A 20,165-nucleotide genomic window follows, 5' to 3' on the forward strand; every position below is an offset into this window, starting at 1 on the left:
AGGATCTAAATATGAATTTTAGTCAAAAAGACTTCATATTATTGACTAATGACCTTAATACTGCATTAGGCTTATATGTGATCTATCAAGCCATCAATAATTGTGATGCAAAATATCAGACTATACTAAAGAAGCTGTATTTTGATAATAAAAGACAGCTTGATGTAATGAGAGAGCTAAATATAACTCATAATACAGCGTGGAGATGGCGCCTAGATGCATACAACCAGTCTGCTGTTAACCTGATTAAGTTGCAAAAGCAGGTTGGTATCAACGATTTATAAGATTTACGAGTATTTGGATAGCAGGGTGTGTAATACGCTTTTTTATTATGTCTATGGTAAGATATCATGCTCAAGTAATTAATGACGCTTAGAGGGCCGAAATAAGCCTATTAGGAGGGATGGATAAATGGAAAATGTAAGAGTATTTCTTAAACATGATCTGGCAATGTTTGTTATTTGGTCAGGAAGGCGCAAGACTGATTTAGTATCTGATAAGGTTGATAAGCTAACCACTCTTGATGCAAAACGCACTACTAAAAAGATTGTTTTTGCTGAAAATATTACTTGGTGCAACGGTAAAGCTATCCAAGCATGCTCTGATAAATCAAGAAAAATACTAACGAGTATTTATTTACTTGATCATTTGAATAAAACAGCTATGAAAGAAATAGGTTATGGCCAATCTAGATATTGGGAATTAAAGCAAAAGGCACTAGATGAATTCATGGAAAACTTTGCTGAATATCAAAAAAAGATAGGGTTGGAATTATATATTAAGTTAGTCAAATAAAAAAGAGGTCGCATTTTTCGACTACCTAAATGAAAAAGCTGAACCATAAATATAACGAGATAGATTCATAGCAAGTGTAGATACAATTATATTTCAGCACTTCTTAGCATTTACGAGGGTTTTATTTTATAAAAAATAGGCAAAAATGTTGTTTTATATTTTTTAAGATCTGTACATATAAAAAGTGTATATAATATATAGTGAATTTTTAAAGTAGTGATTTAAGTGAGGTAGATACATGAGTGCTTTTACAGGTTTATTACAATTTGTTCCAAATATTGAAATTGCAAATCAGTTTTTAGAAAGTGACTTTTGTTTAAAAGATATACTTAGTTATAAGAAAAAAGATTTTAAATCAGATCATTGTAATAATGTTAAGTATGATAATTTGGAAGGTAAAATCTTAACTGTTGGTATAATTGAAAAATGTTGTTTTATATCTTGTTTTACAATACTAAAAGACTCGTTTTTCGAAGAATATTCACCATATAAATTAAAAAAGGAAGCTATAGAAGGTTTAGAAAGGGGCAATGTAAACGAGCATGGGAAAAAGATCCTAAGACCATTTATCACTATAAAAGAAGCAAATCTGAAGCCTGTAGATGATGAACTAAATGTTCAAACTGAGTCCTTTTTCAAAAGTAACAATTATAATGGACAACATTTTTCTGCTAATAATTATAAGGGACCACATTTTTCTGCAAAAAAAGTTAATTATCTTGCGGTTGGAGACTATTTAGTAAGAGGGAGTGAAACACAAGAAAAGCTTAAAAAAATTAGATCATCAAATAAAAAAGTTAAACGAATAGATACAAATAAATTAACAAATCAGCAGAAAAGTGATCTTTGTGATGCTCTAAAATTTATGTATTTAACTAAGTTAGAAAAGTATCAAGTTCAAAACGAATATAGAATGCTTATTATTTCTGATGAACCATTATCTGAAGAGTATTTAGACAACGATCTTTTAAGAGTACCTATTGGAAGAAGTCTACATAATTATATTAAGGTACATAAACATGAAGATATATATAATCTTACTAAGTTTGATTTATAAATGATTTTTAGTACTTGAAACGATTTGATATATATTGTTATTTAAGTATCATACAATAATTCAACTGTTTTTTCTGTTCATTATTTTGATATTTTTTTAAAAATGAAGTAAATAAGATACCTACATCGCTTATTAGCAAAGATTTGTTTTGCGACCTGCTTAAATTTGGGTACTGTTCAATAGTAAGTTTTTAAATGGGTAGCACAAGACGTGGTAAGATGTCTTAAGTTAGAGAAGTAGTTGTATGAATTATAGGAAAAATCAATTATGAACTTATCTTAATGTGCTTCAAGCTCAAATGTAAGGCCAATCAAGTTAACTTCGAAATGTGAGCACAGCCATAACGACTTTCTAGGTGAGTTTTAGATACTTATAGATGTTCAATGGGGGCAGTTGTTAGTATGTTCATACAGAGATTATCTGTTAAGCTGATGTACCGTTTTAACGCGTTATGTTTTTATGATAAGGGGTCGGTAATTTAAAGACTCCTTTAGATCAATAGGAAGTGGGGTCCTTATGCGCACTCTCTATAAAATTAAAGGCACTTCAATCTCTTAATACAAAGATCCACTGCCCTCCCTTTTAAAAAATATTAAAAAAGTGTCCGTCTAGAAAGCGAACACCACTTGTTGCGGCTCCTCACCAAGTAAAAAGGGGGCGGGGGATAAAATTACCATAACCTGCAATACTTGATTTGGTCCCGATGCATATCTTTATAAGCCTTAACAAAAGATTCAATCACTACCGATACAATGAAACCACCCAATTTGAATATTGCCCACAGATTTAATATTGCAACTGTAAATGGCCAAATGTTACTACTTAATGCCCTCCAAATATTATTAAACATATCTATTCCCTTTCGATTTCTAAGCATAAAGAAGCACTCATTCACGAGTGCTAAGTTGTATATTTTGATTAGTTTAGCCTATTCACCTGCTAACTTTTTTGTAAAAAATTTTGCACCAACTTGTTTCTTTCTACATTTCATGTTTTTCTCCAAATAAAAAGACGACTGTTAAATCGTCCTTTATTTTATATATCAAAATCTATTTCGTTAAAAAATTTAGTAGTTAATTTTCTCTTAATTGGTCTATTTTTTACTCTCTCAATATATCCCTGATTTTCTAATTCATCTAACTGATTTCGAATACTCTTTTTAGAATACTTCTTTCCCTTGTTGACTTCTAGTCTTAATTCGTCATCCTCGGCAATAACATTAATCATCTCATCATCCTTAATATCTCTATCAGTAGAGTTGAAGAAAAAACCTGTGAATAAACAAATAATACTGATGATTCAAAATCAGAAAATTTACTTTGCGCTAGCTTATCACCAATAAAGTCTAGAACTGCTTTAGAAGTTTCAAGTTCTTGTAATACATATTTTTGACCAGAAACTAAGTACTTTAGCAATGTAATTACAAAAAACGTTAATTCACCCTTATTTTTTTTGTTTTCTACCTCCTCAAAGCCTTTATAATAATTTATTTTTTTAAGATTTACTTGATATGAAAAGCTAAGAGCTGTATATGGATCAAGTTTTTTCCCTATATAACTACAAAAAATATATCTTCCTAATCTACCATTTCCATCATAAAATGGATGTATGTATTCAAAATAATAATGAGCTACACAAGCTTTCAAAATAGAATCATATTTATCTTCGTTTATAAACATTATCCAATTATTTAATTGTTCATCTATCCCTTGTTCACTAGTCTCAGGAAAATGAACAGTTTTAGTTGAAGTTCCTATTCTAACAAATCCAGCTCTAAACAATTTTCCATCAGGTAATTTCTTCTTAGGAATTTCACCCTCTAATAAAAAATCATATAAATCTCTGACATCTTGCAATTTATTTATTCTATTTACCTTTCCTTCTTTAATAGAAAAATACATTTTTGCAAATGACTTAAATCTTATTTTTTTATCATCATTGTCTTTATTATCTATTGCCTTATTTATTTTCTCAGTAGTTGAAGCGACATTCTCAATATCATTAGTTCCCTTAATTTCATTAAAAAGAATTTGATCAAAAAATTTATCACTGGCTATTCCTGGAAGTTTAGCTATTAATTTTTTTATTTTAAACGAATTGTTTCTAATAGAATTTAATAATGATTCATATTTGTCAATTGGTACTAAAAAAAGTTCAAATCTGTCAGAGCATTTTACAGTTTCACCTTCTTTTTTTTCTATCGGATTAATCATTAATGAAAACCTTCGTGTTCCTCTACTATTAAACCTTTTATCATATTCTTTATCTATGGGTTCGCCAGGGTGCATATACGAATAAATCTTCAATAACTCGTATTTATCCTCTAACTAAAATTGTTATTTTTTGATAGTTTTCTTCAATTTATAAAAAATGTGTTAAAATAAAATATGTATACAAGAATACATATAAAATATATAGAAAGGAAATCATTTTGAAAAAAGAAAAGAATACTAAAGCCTTTATTACAACTACAGTAGTCGGATTAGTATGTGGGCTGGCTTTAACGCAGCAGCAGGCAAAGGCAGCAACGATAGATCCTGCTGACAATCAAAGCAATACTGCAATTGTACAGGCACCGAAGACAGACCAAGGTGTTATACCAGCAGAAACGGATTCTCAAGCTAATACTGATACAGAAGATGATTCGGCTGAAAAAGCAACCGAAAACAAGCCAAAAGATAATGCTGGTAAAGATGTTGCTCCGGACAAGAGTGAAGCCGCAAATAAACAAACAGTAACTGCTAAGGCAGCAATAGATCCTGAAATAATTGATCAAGGTACTTGGGGGACAAGTAAATGGGAATATAAGCATGAAGGTGATGATTATGTTCTTTACCTGCATGAAGGAACTTTGGGGAAGACTAACATTAGTCAATTAAATGGTACTTTTGAAGTTCAATTAACAAAAATTAAGATTGATCGAGGTGTAGTTGCCAATCAAGATTCACAAGGACTATTTATGGACTTGAGCAAGCTGACCACAATTGATGGCTTAGAAAATTTAGATACGTCAAAAGCTACAAGTATGGATAGCATGTTTGATGGATGTAGTAATTTACGGAATTTAGATTTAAGCAATTTTAATACTTCCAAGGTTACTTCCATGGGTGCTATGTTTCAAAAATGTAGTAATTTAAAAACATTGGGGTTAAGTCATTTTGACACTTCTCATGTTACTAACATGGGTTGGATGTTTTATGAATGTAATAATTTAAAAACATTGGATGTAAATCATTTTGACACTTCTCATGTTGTTGATATGGCTGCTATGTTTTCTGGGTGTAGTAAATTAGAAACATTGGATGTAAGTCACTTTGACACTTCTAAAGTGGCTTGCATGCCTACTATGTTTGACGGTTGCGTTAATTTAAAAGCATTAGATTTAAGCAACTTTGACACATCTCATGTTACAGACATAAATTATATGTTTAACTTATGTAATAAACTTAATCACTTAGTTCTTGGAGCAAAAGCTAAGTTAACTTCTGATGTTAAATTGCCTGCTGTGCCTGCAGTTAATACCGTTGTTTCCGGCTCTAATCGAATTGTAACTGCGCCTTACTGGGTGGCAACTAGCGGTTATGCACAAGGTAAGCGTTATACATCGGATGAGTTAATGTCATTAACTGGGCGTGATCAAGTCACAACCTATGACTGGGTTACGCAAACAGTAGCGGCTGATACAACGCAAACTAAGGCAGTAACGCGTTTAATTGTTATTCATCAGCCAGATGGCTCAACTAAGACAGATGCGCAAACGGTAATGATTACTAGACCTGTAATAATTAAGCCAAATGGTTCAATTTCATGGGGCAGCTGGACAACAGCACAATGGACAGCACATGAAGTACCCGCTTTTGCTGGTTATAATCCAAGCGTTAAAGAGATACCTGCCCAAACAGTTACTAGTCAGACTGGTGATCAGGCAATCGATATATACTATGACCCAATTGAACAAACAATCACGGTGCAATATGTCGATGCTAGTGGCAAAGTCGTTGGTACGCAGGAGATAACTGGCTACACTGGCGATACATTGACGCCTAATTATCATGCGCCAGCTGGCTATGAACTAGCCGCTGCACCACAGCCAAGTATTAAAGTTGACGGTTCAGGAAAGCAAGTTATCAAAGTTTCGGTTAATCCTAAGTCAGTTCAAAATACGGAGCTGAAGACTATTACTAGAACAATTAATGTCCACCAACCTGATGGCAGCATTAAAACTTATAATCAAGTGGCGGTTATCAGACGAACTGTAAGCCTAGACCAAATAACAGGGGAAAAGACCTATGGCAGTTGGCACAATGATAGCTGGGACGAATTCAAGGTACCAGCAATTACTGGCTATACGCCAAGTCAAACAACAGTAACTGGTCAAGAAGTAACAGCGGATAGTGAAAATGAACAAGTAGAAATATACTATTTTGCGAATAAATAAAATTAGTTCGTTGTTAATAAAACTTTATAATTTTCTAATTGAGCATTAGGCTGTTAACTAGCTTGATGCTCTTTTTTGATTGTAGCTTTTGACGCTTTTGATTTCTTGCAGGCAATTAAATGACATAGTCACAGTATACCTTTCAGGTTATTTAGATTTTGTCTGGACATACGTTAAGTTGGTTTTACTTGGCTATGTTGCGCATGTTGAACATACTTTATTAAAGAAATTTATGTTTGCGGCATTATATGGTAACAGCTCTAAATTCGGTAGAATAGTTTGCTGCCAGTTAAAGATCTGATTGTGATTAACTAGGCTTGAACTGAATGACAATTTAAGTAAGGCAGAAATTCAAGCATGTGGCGAGGTCCTTAGTTACCGCACTTTTAATTATTTTTGTCTTGAAATACCAATGCTCTTATTTATGGCAAAATTAGAAATAGTCTTTCTATAATCACTACATAACCAACTGATATTTGTAGCTTATAACACGTTAATAACTATTAAGTAATAAAAAACGTGTTTATCAAGAAAGCTAATTTTAGCTAATGTTTAAAGTAAGTCCAGTTTAATCAATGCATGCTTATTTTTCAAAATGAATGTGTTAAGGAAATTTTGATATTGATTTTGCGTTTATTTTCTCTATATAAGCAATAATAAATTCATAGTTATTTTTACTATTATCTTAATCAGAAATTTCCGAATTTCATATAGATTACAAGCAAAAAGTGCTATAATATCACCAACAGATTAAGGTTAAGCATTTCCTTAAAAAGTTCATTTTTCTTTTTCTGGTTAGTAATGATTTTTGATATTTCATGGTAAGCAAAGAAGAAAAGGTTTGTTGAAGAGATGTAATAATTTGAAGTAAAAACTTGGAGATGAAATTATGAAAAGAACACAAATTGCAAATAAAAAGATTAAGGCGTTATTAGTCACTGGTATTTCATTTGCAGCATTAACATTTGGCTATGCTAACACGTCTAATGTAGTTAAGGCTGATGCTGATACAACTACCACTGCCGCTACAACCTTGGGTAGGTCAACTGTGATTGCTCACTACCAAGATGAAAATGGTAATAAACTTGCGGAAGACCAAGTAATTGATGGTCGGACAGGTGTTGGCTACGGTACAATGCGGAAAGCTATTGATGGCTACACATTAAAGGACTGGCAAGGTCCAACAGAAGGCTACTTCCAAGACCAACCAACAGAAGAAGTAACTTATATTTATACTAAGGGTAATGTTGCGGTAAATAATGAGCAGGATCCTGTAGTTAATAATGGTGAACAAACTGGTACGGATAATAACCAACCCGAAGCACCAGCTGGCGATAAGCAAAATGCACAAAAGCCAGGTGATGATAAACAAAATAATACTGGTAAAACAGATAAGCAAGCTCAAGTTGCTTCAAGCAAGACTCAGCAAGGAAAGACTAATGCAGCAGACCCTAATAGTAAAGCTCAGTTACCACAAACTGGTTCTGCTAAAAATGCTTCATTAGGTATGATTTTGGCTGGTGCTACGGCACTATTAATTTCTTTATTAGGAATGGTTGGTATTCAGAAAAAGCAAAATTAATTATTTGTGCTTAATAATACTTGACTTATAGTTTAAATAATATAAAATTTATGTAAAGACCAAATTTTTCCTATTGGGCTAGTTCTGTTATGAATGCAGAACTAGCTTTTTTTATCAATTTAACTAACGGCTCTTTTTTGAGTTAGCAAAAACCAGTTAATCTGCTTTGATTGTGCAGACTAACTGGTTTTTAATTTTAATTTCTTAATTACGTTATTAGCAATAATATTTTTGGATCAATTAAATGATTTTGAGCGCTAGTGTCAAAGTAGTGGTTCTATCATCATTTTTGATAACGGGGATAAAACCATATTTTTAGCCATTTTTCTGGTGTTAGCCGAATGCATCCCCCAAAAGAAAATCAATAGAAAAGTTAATTGCTTTTTCTCATGTCAGCTAATGAAAATACCGGATCATCAATAGTTACTTTTTGTTTGGTGGTAAATGTTAACGTATCGTCAGCTGTATTTAATGATATTAATAAAACAGTTGGATCATAACCCGCTGCTTTGATTTTGGCAAAATCTACCTGAACTAGTGGATCACCTTTTTGAACATCCTGTCCTTTAGTAACCATAACCTTAAAGCCGTCACCATTCATGTTAACTGTATCGATACCAATATGAATTAAATATTCAGTGCCTGAAGCTGAAGTAAGACCGACAGCGTGGCCAGTTTTGTATGTCATGGTTATTTTGCCAGTAATGGGTGATGTAATTAAATCAGTTGCAGGATTAATTCCGATACCTGATCCAAGCGATTTTGACGCAAAAACCTCATCATTAACTTGATCTAAGGGAATAACTTGGCCGTCTACCGGTGCATAAACAATTTCTGTTGTAGCAGTATGATTGGCATCTTTATCGCCATCTAATGTTTTTGCAATTTGCTTTTCTGGTTGGTCAGTTTTAACAATTAAAAAAGTGAAAACGAAACCGAGGATAAATGCAATGATAGCGGTAATAATTGCATTCATAAAGTTGCCGGGTTTTCCGATAAAGTTAACGATTGTAAAGATACCAGGCGAACCAAAAGAATAACGAACAACTTGCGTAATACCAGCATAAAAACCAGCGATACCACCAGCCGCCATTACAGCGTAAAGGGCACGTTGATATTTCAGCGTAACACCATAAAGTGCAGGTTCAGTAATTCCAGATAGGGCAGTTACACCTGCAGAAACTGCAATCTGGCGATTTTGTGGTCTTTTTTCTTTTAAAGAAATGGCAAATGCACAACCAGATTGGGCTATATTTGAAGCTAACATTCCGGGGCCAAGAATGTTTTCGCTTCTAGCCGGGCTAGCAAAACCGAGTGATGCAATTGGAGTTAAAGCAACGTGCATGCCGACCATAACTAATAATGGCGAACAAGCGCCCATGATCGTTGGAACTAGCCATGGTGCAACTTTATTAAGTGAATTAATTAAAAGGGCGAGCAGGTCACCAAGCCATGAACCGATTGGTCCAATCAATAGTAGGGCCAACGGAGCCATGATAATAAAGATAAGTAATGGCTTCAGCATCGTTTTAATGACGTTTGGCGAAACTCTTTCGGCAAATTTTTCAACGTAGGATTGAATCCAGACACAAAGAATAATGGGAATGACAGTACTGCTATATGATGCTAGTGTGATCGGAACGCCAAATAGTGCGACTGGCTTACCAGCTAAAACCATTGCTGCCCAATTAGGATGAAGGAGGACACCGGCAGTTGCAATTGCAAGAAACTTATTAGTCTTAAAGTGTTCAGCAGCGCTGACAGCCAACATCATCGGTAAGAAGTAAAAGACCGCATCGGCCATAAAGCTCAGGATTGCGTAATTTTGCGATTTAACAGATATGAGATTGAAAGTTGTTAAAAGTGAAATAACGACTTTGAACATCCCGCCAGCAATTAATGGCGTAATAATCGGTGCCATAATTGCAACGATAATATTGATGAATTTACGAATAATACCAACATGCTCATCACTAGGAACGGGACTTTCAGTATTATTTGCTGCAATATCGTAATCTTTTTCAATTTGGTTAAAGTATTCACCGACCTTGGCGCCAATAATTACTTGGGATTCATCTCCGGCTTGAACAGCACCCAATATTTCCGGTTGCTGTTTTAAAAATTCAGCATTAAATTTACTTTTATCTTTGAGGGTAAAACGGATACGAGTTGCGCAATGATAAAAACTAATAATATTAGCGGCACCGCCAACATTTTTAATTATCATGTCCGTAACTTCTTTATTACTTCTCATGAAATTCTCCTTCTAAAAAATATAACTAATTAAATATTACTGGTTTACTAGTGTCGAGATAAATGGTCAGGACGTGCTCTAAAAGTTTGGAGTCGACTGCTAACATTTGGCACCTTTCTAATTAATTTTTGGATTACTACATAAAAAATGCAGGTAGAGCAACATAAATAACTAAATTGAAAAAACAACAAGTTAGCTATTAGTGTAGTCTTGCCTGCATTACCAGTAACATGCGCTATCATTAACGATTATAAGAATAACAGATTAGGTCTATTTATGCAAGCGCTATCCAAAAGTTTCTTGATAAATATCGGAACCAAAAAAATGGCAAGAGCCAAACAATACTTCAGGAATGGCCTCGTTTAAGGGAAATTATTGATATAAAACTGTAAATTTTATTTATAAAAGCTAAAAATGATTACTGCAATAAAAAATTTTCTCAATTGATATTACTAAAATTAGTCTTTTAGTGCAGCAGAATTAAAAAAGCACCAAGGAAACAGTCTTGGTGCTTTAAAATTGCTAATTAAGCTTGCATTTCTTATTAGGTACAAGTTACATGCCAGCTTTAATGATTTTTTGTTCAGCCATTGTTTTACGCAAAGAAAGCAGTGCGGTATAAGTTGATAAAATATAAACTTTTTCTGTTGGCAATTTAGCGATTTCATTGATAACAGACTCATTGTCAGGGCAGGTGGTCATGATACTTGGGTCAAAACCGGCAACATTAAGACGAAAGCCCATATCGTGCCAACGCTCGCCCCCAACTAAAATCTTTTTAATTTGCTCATGATTAAGATCCTCAAACTGACCATCCCATATCCAAGAGGTATCGATTCCGTCAGCATGGTTGGCGTTAAGAAGAGTAACAAGTGAGTAATCGTCTTTTTCAGTGTTTAGCATGTGTAATACTTCATCAAGTCCGACCGGATTTTTCACCAAAATTAAGTTAATCTTTTTTCCGGCATAATCAATCAGTTCTTGGCGGCCAAAGACGCGTTTGTTTTTAGCAAAAGCATTAGCTACTTCATCATCACTCAAGCCAAAATGTCTGGCAACCGAATAGGCGGTCAACGCATTGTAAATATTATAGGTTCCACCAACATTGATGCTATAATTTTTAGAGCCCATTTGAAATTCTAAATGATTTGGGCTTTGTGCAACGATCTTGTTAACGGAATAAGTTAGTTCTGGACGATGATAGTCGCAGTTGGGGCAGAAAAAATCACCTAAATTAGCGTAAATCCGTTCGTGGTAATGTAAAATATGATCACATTTCGGGCAAAGAACACCATCAGTGTTGACTGGCGCTTTTACATCGTTTTTTGCTTGGTCACTGGCAAGTTTGAAGCCATAAAAAATCTTCGGATTTGGTAAGTCAACGGATGAGAAGATACTTGCATCACCATTAGCAATAATAGTTGCTTGGGGCGCAAGCTTGATTCCAGCAATAATTTTTTCGTAAGTAGTATAAATTTCACCGTAACGATCCATTTGGTCACGAAAAATATTGGTCAAAACAAATACACTTGGATGAACCAGTTGTGTAACCATTTTAACGTTAGCTTCATCAACCTCAAGAACAGCGATTTTCCGACGTGTTTTTTTATTTTTATGAGCTAAAAAGGCGGTAACAATTCCTTGCTGCATATTAGAACCGGATGGGTTGGTAAGGACATCACCATATTTTTCCCGCAGTGCTTCAACAATGAGAGCTGTGGTCATGGTTTTACCGTTTGTTCCCGTTACAATTACTGTTTCGTAATCCTTAGCTAACGTGTTCAAAATTTCTGGATCAAGATTCATAGCCAGCTTACCTGGAAAGCTGGTCCCGCCTTTTAAAACATTGTGCAGAAACCAGTAGCTTGATTTTCCGGCAAATTTTGCAATTCCAGATTTTACGTTCATGTTTATCCCTCGCTTTAAAATCATTATCAACTATAGCATAGGGAGCAAATGAAAACGAGTTTTTGACAACGATTTAAATGCATAGAATTTATTTTTCATCTATACTAGATGAGTTAGGTGAATTTAATTAGACAAAGGAGCAAAAATGGCACAATTATTTTTTCACTACGGGACAATGAGTAGTGGCAAAACACTTGAAATTCTCAAGGATGCACATAATTATGAAGCCCAGGGGCGCAAAATTGTGCTGATGACAAGCGGAATTGATAATCGTAGTGGGGTTGGAGTAATTGCTTCGCGAATCGGACTGCACCGCGAGGCAGTTCCAATTGAACGTGAAATGGATGTTTTTGCTTATATTAAAAAGATTAATGTCCAAGAAGAAAAACGTGGTGATGGCCCGATTGCCTGTGTTTTCATTGATGAAGCGCAGTTCTTAGAGCGGCATCATGTTTTTGAATGCGCCAAAATTGTTGATGAATTAGGCATTCCGGTGATGACTTTTGGGTTAAAAAATGACTTTCAGAATAATTTGTTTGAAGGCACTAAGAACTTATTGATTGTAGCTGATAAAATTAATGAGATTAAAACAATTTGCCACTATTGTGGCCGTAAGGCTACAATGAATCTACGGATTCATAATGGCAAGCCTGTTTATGAAGGTGAGCAGGTCCAAATTGGTGGAGATGAAAGCTATTACCCGGTTTGTCGTTTTCATTATTTTCACCCAGATAAGCAAAGATAGAGAGGGATTGAGAAAACATGGATAAGATTATGGCACAGCTTGAAGGGCTTGTGGCTCACTATGATGAGTTGCAGGAAATGATGGCCGATCCAGAAGTTATCAATGATACTAAGCGCTACATGGAGATATCTAAAGAAGAATCTGACTTGCGCGAAGTAGTCGAAAAGTATCGTAAATATAAAGCAGATAAAAAAGAAATTGCAGAAAATAAGGAAATTATCTCCAATGAAAGTGATTCTGATTTAGTTGAAATGGCTAAAGAGGAAAACAGCGACTTAGAAAAAGAAATCTCGGATTTGGAAGACCAGATTAAAATTTTGATGCTGCCCAAAGATCCTAACGATGATAAAGATATCATTATGGAAATTCGGGGCGCTGCTGGTGGAGATGAAGCTTCATTATTCGCCGGTGACTTACTTAGAATGTATGAAAAGTATGCTGAGCGACAAAACTGGCAAGTTTCAATTGTTGATAGTGAAGCGACTGAAGTGGGCGGTTATAAGCGCGTCGCAGTTATGATTACTGGTGATAAGGTTTACTCTAAGCTTAAATACGAAAATGGTGCTCATCGGGTACAAAGAATTCCAGTTACTGAGTCCCAAGGTCGTGTTCATACGTCAACTGCCACTGTGGCCGTAATGCCAGAATATGAACAAGTTGATTTCGAACTTGATCCAAAGGATATTCGTGTTGACGTTTACCGTTCAAGTGGTGCCGGTGGTCAGCACATTAACAAGACTTCTAGTGCTGTTCGGATGACGCACTTGCCAACTGGAATCGTAGTGGCGATGCAAGATCAGCGTAGCCAGCAGCAAAACCGGGAAAAAGCAATGCAAATTCTAACTTCTCGTGTCTATGACTATTACGAAAGTCAAAATAGGGATCAATATGATGCCAAAAGAAAAAGCGCTGTTGGGACAGGTGATCGTTCCGAAAGAATTAGGACATATAACTATCCGCAAAATCGGGTGACAGATCATCGCATTGGTCTAACCCTAAATAAATTAGACCGAATTATGAACGGTGAACTTGATGAAATTATTGATGCACTGATTTTATATAATCAAACTAAGCAGTTAGAGGAGCTGGCTGAGCAAAATGTCTAAGATTGTCACTTTAAGTGATTTACGAATCTGGTCTTCTGAAACAGCGCCTAATGAGCGCCCAGAAGATATTGCTTTTCTATTGGCCGAGCGGCTAGGATTGAGCCCCAGTGAATTTCAATTAAAACAGGATTTGCAATTAACTACTGAGCAGATAGCCCAAGCAAAAAAAGATATTACTAAACTGGCCAAAGGTATATCACCGCAATATATCTTGGGTTACTCTTGGTTTTACGGCTATAAAATAATGGTTCAGCGGGGTGTGCTAATTCCGCGCCTTGAAACTGAAGAACTAGTAAGTTGGGCTTTGGCGCATTTAGCAAATGAGCAAACAATTCTTGATTTGGGCACTGGTTCAGGCTGTATTACGGTAGCTTTGGCTAAACAAGCGGAAGAAAAGGGGATTAGTAACCTGAATTTTTATGCTTCAGATGTTACTGATGCTGCCCTTAGAATTAGTGAGGAAAACTTTTTACTTCATGACATCGATGTAACCGTAAGAAAGGCTAATATTTTAATTGGATTAGAAAAATTTGATGTGATTGTTTCTAATCCTCCTTATATTAAGGAAACAGAAAAAGATGTCATGGATCAAAATGTCCTGCAAAATGAGCCAAAAGAAGCGCTGTTTGGTGGTAAAGACGGAATTGTTTTTTATCAAAAATTTGTCAAGCAAGTTCGGCAGCATTTAAATCCTGGTGGAAGATTCTTCTTAGAGTTTGGCTTTAGTGAAAAAAAGCAGCTTGAAGAATTGTTTGCTAAAGAATTGCCTGACTTTACGATTGAATTTAAAAATGATTTGGCTAATAAGCCCCGTATGGTAAGTGGAAAGTGGAATAAGTGATGGAAACAAAGATTTTTGATCAAGAAAAAATCAATGATGCAGTTGAACTTTTAGCTGCTGGGGAACTGGTAGCTTTTCCGACCGAAACGGTTTATGGCTTAGGCGCTTTGGCAACTAATGAAACAGCCGTGAAGAATGTTTATGCTGCCAAAGGTCGCCCCAGCGATAATCCATTAATTGTCACAGTTTCTGATGAAAAAATGATGGCTAAATATGCTAGGGAAATTCCAGAAAGAGCCCAGAAACTGATTAAACATTTTTGGCCGGGTCCATTGACTATTTTGCTTTTTGTCAAACCGGGCAGTTTACCGTCCGCTGTGACTGGCGGTTTGGAAACAGTTGCGTTTCGTTGTCCTGATGATAAATTGACCCATGAACTTATTGCTAAACTGGGAGAGCCAATTGTGGGTCCGTCGGCAAATACTTCGACTAAGCCGAGTCCAACGACTGCCCAACATGTTTACCATGATTTAAATGGCAAGATTGCTGGAATTATTGATGGCGGACCAACAAAGGTCGGTCTTGAGTCAACAATTATTGATTTATCTGTTAAAACACCAGTTGTTTTACGTCCTGGTGAAATAACTCCTGAAGAATTGAGCCAAGTTTTAGGTGAAAAAGTACTGATTAATTCCGGTAAGGTAGCTGAAAAGGGTGTACCCAAAGCTCCTGGAATGAAGTATCGGCATTATGCACCAAGTGCTCCCGTCATTGTGGTTGATCACTCTGAGGATTTTTTGCAAATTGATTTCAATGATACGATTGGGGTCATGGCAGTAGAAGATATACTCGCAAAGATTAAATTACCAAAAGAAAACAAGTTTAATTTAGGCAATTGCTTACAAGAAGCTGATCATAATTTGTTTGGTGGCTTGCGTTATTTTGATGATAAACCACAAATTAAACAAATTTTTGTCCAGGGATTTAGCGGAAGTGAGTCGTCGCTTGCTTACATGAATCGGTTAGACAAAGCCGCTGCGGGGCATCACTATATGACAAAATAAAAAAACGACAGCAAAGGACTTTAAACCCTTTGCTTTTTTGATTAAAATAAGCGAGAAGTATTATTTATTTTGTAGGAGGAAAAAAGATGGGCAAATTTACGGTTTTAGATCATCCGTTAATTCAACATAAGTTAACAATTATTCGCCGTAAGGAAACAAGTTCCAACGAATTTCGACAAATTGTTGGTGAAATTGGGGGACTAATGACTTATGAAATTACTCGCGATTTACCGTTAAAAGATGTTGAAATTGAAACACCTATTGGCAAAACCACGCAAAAAGAGATTGCTGGCAAAAAGATGACTATTGTCCCAATCTTACGTGCAGGAATCGGGATGCTCAATGGTGTGATGGAAATGATTCCGTCAGCCAAAGTTGGCGTAATTGGAATGTACCGTGACGAAGAAACATTAAAGCCACATGAGTACTTTTGCAAAATGCCAAAGGATATTGCTGAACGTGAATGCCTAGTTGTTGACCCAATGCTGGCAACTGGTGGTTCTGCTAACATGGCCATTGGTGCTTTGAAAAAGCGTGGCGTTAAAACAATTAAGCTAGCGGTTTTAGTTGCTGCTCCTGAAGGTGTTAAAGCAATTCAAGAAGAAAATCCTGACGTTGACATCTATGCGGCTGCTGAAGACGAAAAACTACTGCCAAACGGTTACATCACACCAGGTTTAGGTGATGCTGGTGATCGTTTATTTGGTACAAAATAAGCGTCTTTAAGCAAATAAATCGGTGGAATTCGCTTACAAATTTTCACAAAATTCTTGATTGGTGTTAATATTGTATGAGTGTTCTATAATTTTGAGCACGAGAAGGGAGGTCACGAAGTAATGGAGAGACCATTTGTTTTTAAGTTTTTGGGTTTAAACTTTGATCTTTCAGGGATGATTGGTTCAACTTTAATGGCAGCTGTAGTTCTATTTGTCTGCATCTGGCTTTCGCAAAAAGTTGAAATGAAGCCTAACAAGAAGCAAAATGTGATTGAGTACCTACTTGATTTTACTGATGGAATTGTTAAAGACAATGTCAGTGATTCTGATGCACGTAAGCACCTTTCTTTGTATGCTTTTGTTTTATTTCTATTTATCTTTTGCATGAACCAATTAGGTCTTTTCTTGGAAGTCAAGGCTGGCGATAGCGTTTTCGTTAAGTCCCCAACGGCTGATCCAGTAACGACAATGTCGTTTGCAATGATGACCTTGCTTCTATCATTTACATTTGGAATGCAAAAATTCGGTACTTCTGGTTATTGGCGTAATTACGCCGAACCTGTTAGTTTCCTATTCCCGATTAATATGATTGAGGAAGTAACTAACTTTTTAACTCTATCTTTGCGTCTATATGGTAATATTTATGCAGGTGAAGTTTTATTAACATTAATTGGTAATAGTTTAGCTCCTAGCTTTGGTATTACTACATTAGTCTTAGCAGCACCACTTGCTATGATATGGCAAGGTTTCTCTGTCTTCATTGGCTCTATCCAGGCATATGTTTTCGTAACTTTATCAATGGTATATATTGGTAAAAAGGTTACAAAAGAATAATTTTTCGGAGGTTTAAATATGTCACAAGCATTTAAATATATTTCTGCGGCGATTGTAGCTGGTATTGCTGCTTTAGCTGCTTCTTGGGGTAATGGTAAAGTTATCACAAAGACGGTCGAAAGCATGGCTCGTCAACCTGAAAGTGCCGGCAACTTGAGATCAACAATGTTTATCGGTGTTGGTTTGATCGAAGCCGTTCCTATTTTGGCGATTGTTGTTGCTTTCCTGATTCTCTTCCTTTAATTTTTACTATTAAGTATTTAGGTTAAAAAGAGAGAAGGGCAGTAAATGACATTTCAAACTTTATTTGCAGCCTCTGCAGGTCATATTTATCTCGGTAATACCATTTGGTATTTAATTGTTTTTGCGATTTTGCTTGTTTTAGTAAAACATTATGCTTGGGGACCAGTCTCCGACATGATGGAAAAAAGACGGCAAAAGGTGATTAATGATTTGGATTCGGCTGCTGACAACCGTAAAAAAGCTGAGGTTTTGGCTAATGAACGTGAAGCTGCCTTGAAGAATTCAAGACAAGAGGCAACGCAAATTCTCTCTGATGCAAAGGCAAATGCTCAGAAAACTAGCAGTCAAATTGTTGCTGAAGCTAATGATGATGCTGCTTCTATTCATGAGAAAGCTAAAGCCGATGCTGTTCAAGCTAAAGCTGACGCTTTAAATGAAGCCCGCGCACAGGTCGCAGATATTTCAGTGACAATTGCTGAAAAAGTAATTGCAAAGAATTTGTCTGCAGATGACCAAAAAGATTTAGTCGATCAATTTATTAAGGGGCTGAATGAATAATGGCCTTGACTAGAGAAGAAATTGCTGCACGTTATGGTACTGCACTATTTGATTATGCGCAGGATATGAACGCTTTAGAGGAAGTTCATGCAGACTTACAGGAATTGCGTCAAGCAGTTTCTGCAAATCCAAAGATTTTAAGTGTTTTTAGTGATCCAATTTTTAATAGCACTGAAAAGAAAAAGTCATTATCAATAATTGAAGAGGGCTTTACTAAAGAAGTTCAGACTTTTTTGAATTTGCTGTTAGATTATAACCATTTTTTACAATTAGTTGACATTATTGATTGCTTTAATGAGCTATATAATGACAACAAGAAAATTATGGTTGGTACGGCAGTTACTGCTGTTGAGCTTGATGATGCACAATTAAAAGCTTTAGGCCAAAGTTACGCAAAAAAGTACGATTTAACTAGTGTTAATCTAAAAAATGAGGTTGATAAGAGTATAATCGGAGGCGTAATTCTTAAAGTTGGCGATTGCGTTATTGATGGTTCAGTTAAAAACAAACTGAAAAAAATTCGTGCGCAGTTAATTAGTAAAAATTAAAAGAGGTGAAACCATTGAGCATTAAAGCAGAAGAGATTAGCTCTTTAATCAAGCAACAGCTTGAACACTATGATGACAAACTCGACATCAACGAAGTTGGGGTTGTAACTTACATAGGTGATGGTATCGCCCGGGCTCACGGATTGAATAATGTTCTTGCTAACGAACTATTGGAATTTGACAATGGTTCTTATGGTATTGCCCAAAACCTTGAATCTAATGATGTTGGTATCATTATTTTGGGTAACTTTGATGATATTCGTGAAGGTGACCAAGTCAAAAGAACCGGTGAAATTATGAGAGTGCCGGTTGGTGATGAGTTAATTGGTCGGGTCGTAAACCCATTGGGTCAGCCAGTTGATGGCTTAGGCGACATTAAGACCTCAAAGACTCGTCCAATCGAGGCTTCAGCACCGGGTGTTATGCAGCGACAATCAGTTAATCAACCACTGCAAACTGGTATTAAAGCGATTGATGCTTTAGTTCCTATCGGTCGTGGTCAGCGTGAGTTAATCATTGGTGACCGTAAAACCGGTAAAACTAGTCTGGCAGTTGATACAATTTTGAACCAAAAGGGACAAGACGTAATTTGTATTTATGTCTTCATTGGTCAAAAAGAGTCAACTGTTAGAACACAAGTAGAAACATTAAAACGTTTTGGCGCAATGGACTATACCATTGTTGTTGAAGCAGGACCAAGTGAACCAGCACCAATGCTATATATTGCACCATATGCTGGTACAGCTATGGGTGAAGAATTTATGTACAATGGCAAGGATGTTCTGGTGATCTTTGATGATCTATCCAAGCAAGCTGTTGCTTACCGTGAACTTTCTTTGCTACTTCGTCGTCCGCCTGGTCGTGAAGCTTATCCTGGTGATGTTTTCTATTTGCATTCACGTCTGTTGGAGCGTAGTGCAAAGTTGAGTGATGATCTTGGTGGCGGTTCGATGACTGCCATTCCATTTATCCAAACTGAAGCTGGCGATATTTCGGCTTATATTCCAACCAACGTAATTTCTATTACAGATGGTCAGATTTTCTTACAAAGTGATTTGTTCTTTGCGGGAACTCGGCCAGCTATTGATGCTGGTAACTCAGTTTCTCGTGTTGGTGGTAGTGCCCAGATAAAGGCTATGAAGAAGGTTGCTGGTACATTGCGTACAGATTTGGCAGCCTACCATGAATTGGAAAGTTTCGCTCAATTTGGCAGTGATTTGGATCAGGCAACCCAGGCTAAGTTAAACCGTGGACGCAGAGTTGTTGAAGTATTGAAGCAACCTCTGCACGACCCAATTCCAGTCGAAAAGCAAGTTATTTTATTGTATTCATTAACTCACGGCTATATTGATTCTGTTCCTGTTGAAGATATCGCACGGTTTGAAAAAGAACTTTACGATAATTTTGACAGTAATCATGCAGATCTCTTAGATCATATTCGTGAGACTGGAGAACTGCCAGATGAAACTGAGCTGAAATCTGCAATTTCACAATTTGCTGATAGTTTTTCACCAAGTAATAAATAGGAGGTAGCTT

19 protein-coding genes are annotated in these 20,165 nt (G+C 35.9%); 15 read left to right on the forward strand and 4 right to left on the reverse strand.

The window, feature by feature from the left end; translation table 11 throughout:
* Positions 1-11 precede the first annotated feature (11 nt).
* The 3 genes from J3U69_RS01770 to J3U69_RS01780 all read left to right on the forward strand — a co-directional run bounded on the left by J3U69_RS01770 (position 12) and on the right by J3U69_RS01780 (position 1,852).
* Entirely contained in the window at positions 12-284 is a 273-nt protein-coding gene (locus J3U69_RS01770) for a hypothetical protein (RefSeq protein ID WP_267412847.1), read from the forward strand.
* A 127-nt stretch (positions 285-411) separates the two neighbouring features.
* Positions 412-795, forward strand: a complete 384-nt coding sequence (locus J3U69_RS01775) for a hypothetical protein (RefSeq protein WP_267412848.1) — start codon at positions 412-414, stop codon at positions 793-795.
* Positions 796-1,033: 238 nt separating this feature from the next.
* Positions 1,034-1,852 carry a hypothetical protein gene (locus tag J3U69_RS01780; RefSeq protein WP_267412850.1) on the forward strand — a complete coding sequence of 273 codons (819 nt, stop codon included), beginning with the start codon at positions 1,034-1,036 and terminating at the stop codon, positions 1,850-1,852.
* Between the two features lie 1,035 nt (positions 1,853-2,887).
* Here J3U69_RS01780 and J3U69_RS01785 read toward each other — a convergent pair.
* Both J3U69_RS01785 and J3U69_RS01790 read right to left on the reverse strand, forming a co-directional pair.
* Positions 2,888-3,079 carry a winged-helix domain-containing protein gene (locus J3U69_RS01785; RefSeq protein ID WP_267412851.1) on the reverse strand — a complete coding sequence of 64 codons (192 nt, stop codon included), beginning with the start codon at positions 3,077-3,079 and terminating at the stop codon, positions 2,888-2,890.
* Positions 3,076-4,065 carry a Fic family protein gene (locus J3U69_RS01790; protein ID WP_267412852.1) on the reverse strand — a complete coding sequence of 330 codons (990 nt, stop codon included), beginning with the start codon at positions 4,063-4,065 and terminating at the stop codon, positions 3,076-3,078. Before J3U69_RS01790 ends, J3U69_RS01785 begins: the two co-directional genes overlap by 4 nt.
* Positions 4,066-4,283: 218 nt before the next feature.
* Between J3U69_RS01790 and J3U69_RS01795 the strand changes: the two genes are divergently transcribed.
* On the forward strand, positions 4,284-6,290 hold the full coding sequence (locus J3U69_RS01795; protein ID WP_267412853.1) for a BspA family leucine-rich repeat surface protein: 2,007 nt from the start codon (positions 4,284-4,286) through the stop codon (positions 6,288-6,290).
* Between the two features lie 889 nt (positions 6,291-7,179).
* Positions 7,180-7,872: a MucBP domain-containing protein gene (locus tag J3U69_RS01800; RefSeq protein WP_267412854.1), complete on the forward strand. Its 693-nt coding sequence runs from the start codon at positions 7,180-7,182 to the stop codon at positions 7,870-7,872.
* Positions 7,873-8,245: 373 nt separating this feature from the next.
* On the opposite strand, the gene J3U69_RS01805 is transcribed toward J3U69_RS01800, so the two are convergent.
* Together J3U69_RS01805 and J3U69_RS01810 are read right to left on the reverse strand one after the other, a co-directional pair.
* Positions 8,246-10,126 (reverse strand): beta-glucoside-specific PTS transporter subunit IIABC, encoded by a 1,881-nt coding sequence (locus J3U69_RS01805; protein WP_267412855.1) that lies wholly within the window; start codon positions 10,124-10,126, stop codon positions 8,246-8,248.
* Between the two features lie 555 nt (positions 10,127-10,681).
* On the reverse strand, positions 10,682-12,034 hold the full coding sequence (locus J3U69_RS01810) for a Mur ligase family protein (protein WP_220232986.1): 1,353 nt from the start codon (positions 12,032-12,034) through the stop codon (positions 10,682-10,684).
* A 145-nt stretch (positions 12,035-12,179) separates the two neighbouring features.
* Between J3U69_RS01810 and J3U69_RS01815 the strand changes: the two genes are divergently transcribed.
* The 10 genes from J3U69_RS01815 to atpA all read left to right on the forward strand — a co-directional run bounded on the left by J3U69_RS01815 (position 12,180) and on the right by atpA (position 20,155).
* Entirely contained in the window at positions 12,180-12,779 is a 600-nt protein-coding gene (locus J3U69_RS01815; protein ID WP_103752223.1) for a thymidine kinase, read from the forward strand.
* Positions 12,780-12,796: 17 nt separating this feature from the next.
* Positions 12,797-13,885, forward strand: coding sequence for a peptide chain release factor 1 (gene prfA / locus J3U69_RS01820; RefSeq protein ID WP_103752224.1), 1,089 nt, complete (start codon positions 12,797-12,799; stop codon positions 13,883-13,885).
* Positions 13,878-14,726, forward strand: coding sequence for a peptide chain release factor N(5)-glutamine methyltransferase (gene prmC, locus J3U69_RS01825; RefSeq protein ID WP_267412856.1), 849 nt, complete (start codon positions 13,878-13,880; stop codon positions 14,724-14,726). Before prfA ends, prmC begins: the two co-directional genes overlap by 8 nt.
* Positions 14,726-15,730 carry an L-threonylcarbamoyladenylate synthase gene (locus J3U69_RS01830; protein WP_267412857.1) on the forward strand — a complete coding sequence of 335 codons (1,005 nt, stop codon included), beginning with the start codon at positions 14,726-14,728 and terminating at the stop codon, positions 15,728-15,730. The genes prmC and J3U69_RS01830 overlap by 1 nt, the downstream gene beginning before the upstream one ends.
* A gap of 86 nt (positions 15,731-15,816) precedes the next feature.
* Positions 15,817-16,446, forward strand: a complete 630-nt coding sequence (gene upp / locus J3U69_RS01835; protein WP_220221047.1) for a uracil phosphoribosyltransferase — start codon at positions 15,817-15,819, stop codon at positions 16,444-16,446.
* A gap of 120 nt (positions 16,447-16,566) precedes the next feature.
* On the forward strand, positions 16,567-17,280 hold the full coding sequence (gene atpB, locus J3U69_RS01840; protein ID WP_220221048.1) for a F0F1 ATP synthase subunit A: 714 nt from the start codon (positions 16,567-16,569) through the stop codon (positions 17,278-17,280).
* Between the two features lie 18 nt (positions 17,281-17,298).
* Entirely contained in the window at positions 17,299-17,523 is a 225-nt protein-coding gene (gene atpE / locus J3U69_RS01845) for a F0F1 ATP synthase subunit C (protein WP_220221049.1), read from the forward strand.
* A 45-nt stretch (positions 17,524-17,568) separates the two neighbouring features.
* A complete protein-coding gene (gene atpF, locus J3U69_RS01850; RefSeq protein ID WP_220221050.1) occupies positions 17,569-18,081 on the forward strand; it encodes a F0F1 ATP synthase subunit B in 513 nt (170 codons plus the stop codon).
* Complete coding sequence (atpH, locus tag J3U69_RS01855; RefSeq protein WP_220221051.1) at positions 18,081-18,629, forward strand: ATP synthase F1 subunit delta; 549 nt, start codon at positions 18,081-18,083, stop codon at positions 18,627-18,629. The genes atpF and atpH overlap by 1 nt, the downstream gene beginning before the upstream one ends.
* A gap of 14 nt (positions 18,630-18,643) precedes the next feature.
* Positions 18,644-20,155 carry a F0F1 ATP synthase subunit alpha gene (gene atpA, locus J3U69_RS01860; RefSeq protein WP_103752232.1) on the forward strand — a complete coding sequence of 504 codons (1,512 nt, stop codon included), beginning with the start codon at positions 18,644-18,646 and terminating at the stop codon, positions 20,153-20,155.
* The last annotated feature ends 10 nt before the right edge of the window (positions 20,156-20,165 follow it).

It is taken from the genome of Lactobacillus sp. B4026, assembly GCF_026535825.1.
GTDB lineage: Bacteria > Bacillota > Bacilli > Lactobacillales > Lactobacillaceae > Lactobacillus > Lactobacillus panisapium.

Excerpts from the sequence above, each read along its gene's own strand:
- J3U69_RS01785 (WP_267412851.1), bottom strand. The coding sequence starts at position 3,079 with ATGATTAATGTTATTGCCGAGGATGACGAATTAAGACTAGAAGTCAAC.
- J3U69_RS01830 (WP_267412857.1), top strand. The coding sequence starts at position 14,726 with ATGGAAACAAAGATTTTTGATCAAGAAAAAATCAATGATGCAGTTGAA.
- prfA (WP_103752224.1), top strand. The coding sequence starts at position 12,797 with ATGGATAAGATTATGGCACAGCTTGAAGGGCTTGTGGCTCACTATGAT.
- J3U69_RS01780 (WP_267412850.1), top strand. The coding sequence starts at position 1,034 with ATGAGTGCTTTTACAGGTTTATTACAATTTGTTCCAAATATTGAAATT.
- J3U69_RS01815 (WP_103752223.1), top strand. The coding sequence starts at position 12,180 with ATGGCACAATTATTTTTTCACTACGGGACAATGAGTAGTGGCAAAACA.
- J3U69_RS01810 (WP_220232986.1), bottom strand. The coding sequence starts at position 12,034 with ATGAACGTAAAATCTGGAATTGCAAAATTTGCCGGAAAATCAAGCTAC.
- atpF (WP_220221050.1), top strand. The coding sequence starts at position 17,569 with ATGACATTTCAAACTTTATTTGCAGCCTCTGCAGGTCATATTTATCTC.
- J3U69_RS01770 (WP_267412847.1), top strand. The coding sequence starts at position 12 with ATGAATTTTAGTCAAAAAGACTTCATATTATTGACTAATGACCTTAAT.
- upp (WP_220221047.1), top strand. The coding sequence starts at position 15,817 with ATGGGCAAATTTACGGTTTTAGATCATCCGTTAATTCAACATAAGTTA.
- J3U69_RS01805 (WP_267412855.1), bottom strand. The coding sequence starts at position 10,126 with ATGAGAAGTAATAAAGAAGTTACGGACATGATAATTAAAAATGTTGGC.
- J3U69_RS01800 (WP_267412854.1), top strand. The coding sequence starts at position 7,180 with ATGAAAAGAACACAAATTGCAAATAAAAAGATTAAGGCGTTATTAGTC.
- atpE (WP_220221049.1), top strand. The coding sequence starts at position 17,299 with ATGTCACAAGCATTTAAATATATTTCTGCGGCGATTGTAGCTGGTATT.
- prmC (WP_267412856.1), top strand. The coding sequence starts at position 13,878 with ATGTCTAAGATTGTCACTTTAAGTGATTTACGAATCTGGTCTTCTGAA.
- atpH (WP_220221051.1), top strand. The coding sequence starts at position 18,081 with ATGGCCTTGACTAGAGAAGAAATTGCTGCACGTTATGGTACTGCACTA.
- J3U69_RS01775 (WP_267412848.1), top strand. The coding sequence starts at position 412 with ATGGAAAATGTAAGAGTATTTCTTAAACATGATCTGGCAATGTTTGTT.
- atpB (WP_220221048.1), top strand. The coding sequence starts at position 16,567 with ATGGAGAGACCATTTGTTTTTAAGTTTTTGGGTTTAAACTTTGATCTT.
- J3U69_RS01790 (WP_267412852.1), bottom strand. The coding sequence starts at position 4,065 with ATGATTAATCCGATAGAAAAAAAAGAAGGTGAAACTGTAAAATGCTCT.